At 64.5% G+C, this 5,888-nt stretch carries 4 protein-coding genes and 3 pseudogenes; 2 read left to right on the forward strand and 5 right to left on the reverse strand.

The genetic code is table 11. The annotated features are described in order from the left end of the window. Positions 1-236: 236 nt before the first annotated feature. From ACZ6DL_RS37845 to ACZ6DL_RS37860, 4 genes and pseudogenes are all read right to left on the reverse strand, one after another. A pseudogene (locus ACZ6DL_RS37845) lies at positions 237-400 on the reverse strand (transposase); the annotation flags it as partial. Positions 401-997: 597 nt separating this feature from the next. Further along, positions 998-1,144, reverse strand: coding sequence for a hypothetical protein (locus ACZ6DL_RS37850; RefSeq protein WP_466058535.1), 147 nt, complete (start codon positions 1,142-1,144; stop codon positions 998-1,000). A gap of 79 nt (positions 1,145-1,223) precedes the next feature. Continuing rightward, positions 1,224-1,373, reverse strand: a pseudogene (locus ACZ6DL_RS37855) (nuclear transport factor 2 family protein); the annotation flags it as partial. A gap of 345 nt (positions 1,374-1,718) precedes the next feature. Beyond that, the gene (locus ACZ6DL_RS37860; RefSeq protein ID WP_466058531.1) at positions 1,719-2,912 is read right to left on the reverse strand and encodes an IS110 family RNA-guided transposase; all 1,194 of its coding nucleotides are present in this window, start codon (positions 2,910-2,912) and stop codon (positions 1,719-1,721) included. Between ACZ6DL_RS37860 and ACZ6DL_RS37865 the strand changes: the two are divergent. Further along, a pseudogene (locus ACZ6DL_RS37865) lies at positions 2,810-3,805 on the forward strand (RsbRD N-terminal domain-containing protein); the annotation flags it as partial. The gene ACZ6DL_RS37860 and the pseudogene ACZ6DL_RS37865 overlap by 103 nt on opposite strands. 55 nt (positions 3,806-3,860) lie before the next feature. Further along, the gene (locus tag ACZ6DL_RS37870; RefSeq protein ID WP_466058537.1) at positions 3,861-4,361 is read left to right on the forward strand and encodes a hypothetical protein; all 501 of its coding nucleotides are present in this window, start codon (positions 3,861-3,863) and stop codon (positions 4,359-4,361) included. Positions 4,362-4,478: 117 nt separating this feature from the next. Here the strand turns inward: ACZ6DL_RS37870 and ACZ6DL_RS37875 are convergent, their stop codons facing one another. After that, complete coding sequence (locus tag ACZ6DL_RS37875) at positions 4,479-5,672, reverse strand: IS701 family transposase (protein ID WP_466058533.1); 1,194 nt, start codon at positions 5,670-5,672, stop codon at positions 4,479-4,481. Positions 5,673-5,888 lie beyond the last annotated feature (216 nt).

Consider the following 5,888-nt stretch of genomic DNA (forward strand, 5'->3'; position numbering starts at 1 on the left):
TAACGCTGCACGGACACCTGTCGAACATGTCCGTGTGCCGGATGGTCCTGCTGGCGGTCCTCGACGTGCGAGCCGACGCCACAGTGCACGAAGTCAAGCTGTGATGGAGTAGGTATTTGCCCATAGCCCCAAGGCGGCAGACCGGGGAAACTGCATGCCGTGATCAAGGTACGCGGAACCGGAGCCGATGCTCTGCGGCGTCCCCGGATGCACTACTTGGGCACCGACATGAGTGGTTTCATTCCGCCGAATTGATTACGCCACCGGTAGTAAGTAGCTGCGGGAGCCTGCAGCGCCCGGCACACATCCCCCGACGCCCCTTGCCCTCGCTGAGCAGCCGATCGGCCTCCGTCAACTTGCGCACGACCTGCTCAGGGATATGCCTCTTCGCCGCGCTCATCGCCATCGAGCCTTCCCACCCGAAGCGTGGGCCGCAAGACTCACACACCCGATGACCGACCTCACGCGGTCAGGTCAAGACCTCAGCTAAGGCACCTGAATGGACCTCGCTAGCGGCAGGTGCGGCCGCGACGCCCTGACCGGCTACCACGACCAACACCCCGCAACGACCGTCTGCAACCACCTGGCAAAAAATGCACGCAAAGCCGCATTCTGCGTACGTCACGCAAGCCTGGATCACGGCAGCGCGAGCCGGACACTCTGACTCAGACAATTCCCGCGTGCGACCGCTCGCTCAGCGGCAGCAGCGCCGAATCCTGCCGTCACCGGGCTGGCGACCACACCGAAGACAACGGTCTCGGCGATCTCCTCAGTGAGATCTACGAAGCAGCTGGCCCAGTTGCGTCCGAAACTCTAGAATCGGATAACGATGCGCTGCAAAGGATTGCTTGAGGTCTTTGCGGAGGGGGTGTACTCACCCTCGGCGGACTTCTTCGTCCGCGGCTGTCCTCATCGACATGGGTGGCGTCGCGACCGGTCTCGTTTTCGAATGTCTTCGCCAGCTGGTCCAGCAGGGTCGGCAGGCCGCCCACTCGCGTCATCCTAGAGCGGCCCGCATGGCGACCCCGTCGACATAGGAATACTTCTCCTTCACCGCGCCATCCTCGATCAGGACATAGTCCGCAAGATCGACGCATACGCGCTTGCCGGTTGCCGAGGCCCCGGTCAGCTGCCATTGCACCACCCAGAAGCCGTCTCCGACGCATCGAGACCATGTGGAACGTCAGGTCGGGAACCAGGGCGAAGGTTGCCGCCGCAGCCTCGCGGATGGCGGACCGCCCTCGGGCTGGCTCCTGGCCCGAGTGCAGGTGGAACACTGAGTCGACGGTGTGGAGTTCAACGATTCGGTCCGGGTCGCGGTCCGCCCAGCAGGCGTGGTAGCGCTCGAACAGTTCGCGCGTGGCTGTGGTCATGATGGGAAGCTCCGATCATTGTGCAGTTTTGTCATCGATCCGACAGAGAGTGTTCTACGAGAATCACTTCAAGTGAGGTGCTGTATCGTCGGTCGTCTCCGTTCGTTGGTGTGTGGCCGCGGTGGGCCGATGTCAGCCGTCAAGCATGGATGCGGAAGCGATCATCCCGGGTAGCCGCAGCCAATTGGGTCGGGCCGCATAGGAACCGCGCCGAAGATCTCGCCAACGCGACACAGGGGCAAACTTCACTCCTTGCCCTCGCAGGACCATCAAGCGTGTTCTCGGCGGCCGCGGCCGTTTGCGCTCAGCACGTCGCGCTTGCCGGGGGTGTCCCTATGGTGTTCGTCAAGCTGTTGAGGCCGCGGGTGTCCGGTAGGGCTGTTTGTTGCGGAGCATGGCGAACAGGACGTCGCAGCGTCGTCGCGCCAGGCAGATGAGGGCTGCGTTGCGTTTCTTGCCCTCGGCTCTCTTTTTGTCGTAGTAGGCGCGGCTGGCCGGGTCGTGCAGGGCGGCGAACGCGGACAGGAACAGCGCTCGTTTGAGTTTGTGGTTGCCGGAGCGGGCGGGGTGTTCACCGCGGATGGAGCTGCAGGAGCGGTGGGTGATCGGGGCGATGCCGGCGTAGGAGGCGAGGTGGCCGGCCGAGTCGAACGCTGTGGCGTCACCAACTTCGAGCAGGATGCGGGTGCCGGTCCTGACTCCGATGCCGGGCATCGAAGTCAGGACCTCGGCAAGAGGGTGGTCGGCGAACATCTCCTCGATGTCTTCAGCGATCTGCTTGCGTTGCAGCAGAACTACTTTCAACGAATCTGCCAGTTTCGGGAGCACTGTTTCAGCGGCTTTGGTGCCGGGAACGGTGACGGTTTGCGCGGGCAACGCCGCCAGGATTTCATCGACCAGCCGCGCGCCCATGCGTGGGGCGTGTTTGGTGGCGATGGCGGTGAGTTTGCGCCGCCCGGCGGCCCGGATTCCTTCGGGACCGCCGCACCGCGAAAGAATCTCCAGCACCGCTGGATGGGCAATGCGGGGTCCCAGGACGCGTTCGAGAGCGGGGTGGATGCCGGTGAGCAGGCCGCGGATGCGGTTGCTGGTGCGGGTTGCTTCACCGGCGAGGTCGTCGTCGAACCCGGCCAGGACACCGAGTTCGGTGAGGGTCTCGTCACCGATATCGACGCGGCGCAGCGTGTGCGGCATGGTGCGGGCGGCGTCGGCGATGATGTGGGCGTCGCGGGCATCGGTCTTGGCCTGACCTGGGTAAAGGTCGGCGATGCGGCGCATCGCCAGCCCGGGCAGATAGGCGACATCGTGGCCGCAGGCGCGGGCGACAGTCACCGGCAGGGCGCCGATCGTGTTGGGTTGATCGACCACGATCAACAACCGGCCGTGAGTGGCGAGCTTGTCGAACACCGCCCGCAACCGCGACTCGTCATTGGGCAATGCCTTGTCGAACAACCGTTTCCCGTTCGGGTCGAGCCCGACCGCGTGGTGTTCGCCTTTTCCCACGTCAACGCCGCAGAACACGGCATAGGGGTGTGTCACCTTGCTCGGTCCTCATCGCATCGAAACGCTCAGTCGGACGGCCGCCGATCTGGCGTCAACGCCCGGCACCCACGTTACGAAGAGACCTATCAGCGGCCCTGTCCCCATCAGCGGTCCGTCGACGCCACCAGAGCCCGGCGACACCACCCCCCGGATCATTCGAAAGACTGGGGCAAGAAGTCATACCGGGCCTGGCGACCGTGGGCCCGATCTCGGTACCCACGAAAAAGGTAACGGGGGAGACACGAGTGCACCTGATCAGATCGGCACGATCGGAGAGCCGGAGAAGGATCCGATACCCGGCGCCGCACTGCAACTACTCGACGACGCGGTCCAGCGCAGTGATCTCAGCATCGCCTAGGACCTCGTCGGGGTGGGATTGTGGTCACGGCCGCTCCATCCGCATCGATCAGGAAATTTCAGTGTTGCGGGAGGCCGTACATTTTGGCGACAGGCAGGGGCCATCACTTCGGATCCCTCCATTGTGCGGACGCACAACGGACACTAAGTTCACCACAGTGACCGAGGACACGCACATCAAATACTCCCGCCTCCTTGTGGAGCTACGGGCGAACCCGACTGCGATTTCCAAGGTCGTGACCGCCAGAATCCAGCAGGACGAGAAGGATTACAGCGACGCCGTACTCGGTCACGACGAATTGACCGCTCTCGTCACCGATAGCCTGGCCGCATTGCTGGACGCCATTTCCGACACCGCATACTCGCTTGAGCCCGCTCGCCGAGCCGGGCGCACCAAGGCCGAGCGAGGGATTCCGCTGGACAGTCTGCTGCATGCGTTCCGCGTCGCGGGATTGGCGTACTGGGAGATCGTCGTCGAGCGCGCGGAAGACGCCGACCACCCCTCGCTGCCGCGGTTGTCCACCCGGATATGGGGGCACCATAGACGAGTACTCCGTCACGGCGGCCGATGCCTACCTAAGCGTAGTTGTGACCGGTGCCGAACAACCCAATCAGCGGTTGCTGCGGGCACTGCTCGATCCCGATCTTCCATCGACGCAACGTGCGGTCTTGTCCAGAAGGATGCGGTTGCCCGCCCGAGGCGTTTTCGTCGTCGTGGTCGGCGACCTCCGGCTCGCCGCAACTGGTGTGACCACGATCCGCGCCCACCTCGCCGCCGACCAGGTGACTCTCGCCGCCGCGGCATCTCCGGTACCGCTCGACGACGCCCTACACGCCGCGACCACACCAGCCGGCGCCAGCAAACCTTTCACTGACCTCGCGTCCGCTCCCGCCGCGCTCCAGCAGGCGCGCCATGCGTTCCGATGTCTCCGCCCGGCGGACCCCGGAGTCCACACTTACGCTTCGTCACCGGCTCGCGCCCTGATCGCGGCCCACCCCGAACTCGCCGCGGACGTCCTCTCGGATGCGCTCGGCGCGTTCGACCGACTCCACCCCGACGACGCCGACGCTCTAACACGACAGTTGTAGTTCGTTACTTTGGTAATCGGGTCCGTTGGTAGCGGATGTGTTGGGCGCGGTGTTGGTGGTGGCGGCGCCAGTGGGAGGCGGCGAGGGCGTGGGTGAGGGTGCGGGCGGGGTGGAGCGCTATCGCCAGGAGACGGCGGATTTCGGCGACTGTGATTCGGCCCAGCCCGCGTGGGCTTTTGGGTCGGTGGCGGCGGTGACGGCGAGGAAGGCGTGAGCGAGCATGGCCAGGGTGATGTGCCGGTACCAGGCGTCGTACTTGCGGACTTGGTAGTGGTCGAGACCGCATTGCCCTTTGGCGGCCTGGAAACATTCCTCGATCGCCCACCTCGCACCGGCCACGGCAACGATCTGGCCGCGATCGATGGTGTCGGGGTGAAAGCACACGTAGTAGGCAATATCCGCGGGATCGTCGAGAGATCGCCGGGCCAGCAGAGTGCGCACGAATCCGGCGGGGATGTCGTCGAGGACCGGCAGCGTGGCCCAGGCGAAGTCGTATTCGCGTTCACCCCTGACTCCCCGACCGGCCGAGACCCGGTGCCATGCTCCGGCTGGGGCGCGGCTGATCAGGGTATCGACTCTACGGCGACCATCGAGGTCGGTGATGGTGTGTCTGACCGGGACCTCCACGACGTAAGGCATCCGGTGCGACTCCAGAAACGACCGGAATCTCCCGTCACGCCCATAGGCGGAATCGGCGGTCACCCACACGGCGGTCACGCCAGCAGCCAGCGCCCGGCCGATCATCGCCTCGGCCAACCGTGGCTTGGTCAAAACGCCTCGACTCCAACGACTTTCGGGTACACCGGCGTCAACGCAACGATCACGGTCTGCGATCCACGATTCCGGCAGATACAACTCCCGATCGATCAACGCTCGGCCATGACGACCGGCATAAGCGAGGAAAACGCCCAGTTGGCAGTTCTCGATCCTGCCAGCAGTGCCCGAGTACTGCCGTTGCACCCCGGCTGAGCGCAGTCCCTTCTTCACAAACCCCGTCTCATCGACCACCAGCACACCATCTGGTGAAGCCAATGCCTCGACCGCATAGGCGCGGACCTGATCGCGCACGTCATCGGCACTCCAACGCGCCCGGTTGAGCAGGTGCTGACATCCGTCGGGACTCACCGCCCCAGCCGCCTCGGCCAGCTGCCAGGAGTTTTTTCGCTCCACCGGCGCCAGCAACCCCGTCACATACGCCCTCGCCCACCCCCGCGGCTCTGCCCGCCCGAACGCCCCCGCAACACGAGCGAAGACATCATCCAGATTCGCCCGCCACACCGAAATATCCTGCGCTACAACATCACCCAGCACACCGACAATCTACAGGTAACGAACTACAACTGTCGTGTTAGATCCACAGTCCCCGGCGTGCAGCATTCAGCCAGATTGGCGGCAGTTCCGCTGGCGCCGGGAATGAGCACATCGGCTGCGCCTGTCGGCGCTCACGTTATTCCCGGCGGGTCTGCTCGAGTAATCGGACAGGTGGTGGGTCCTGGTTGATGTTCTACCCGATGGCCTCCTTCGGTG

The organism is Nocardia sp. NPDC041819 (assembly GCF_055590505.1).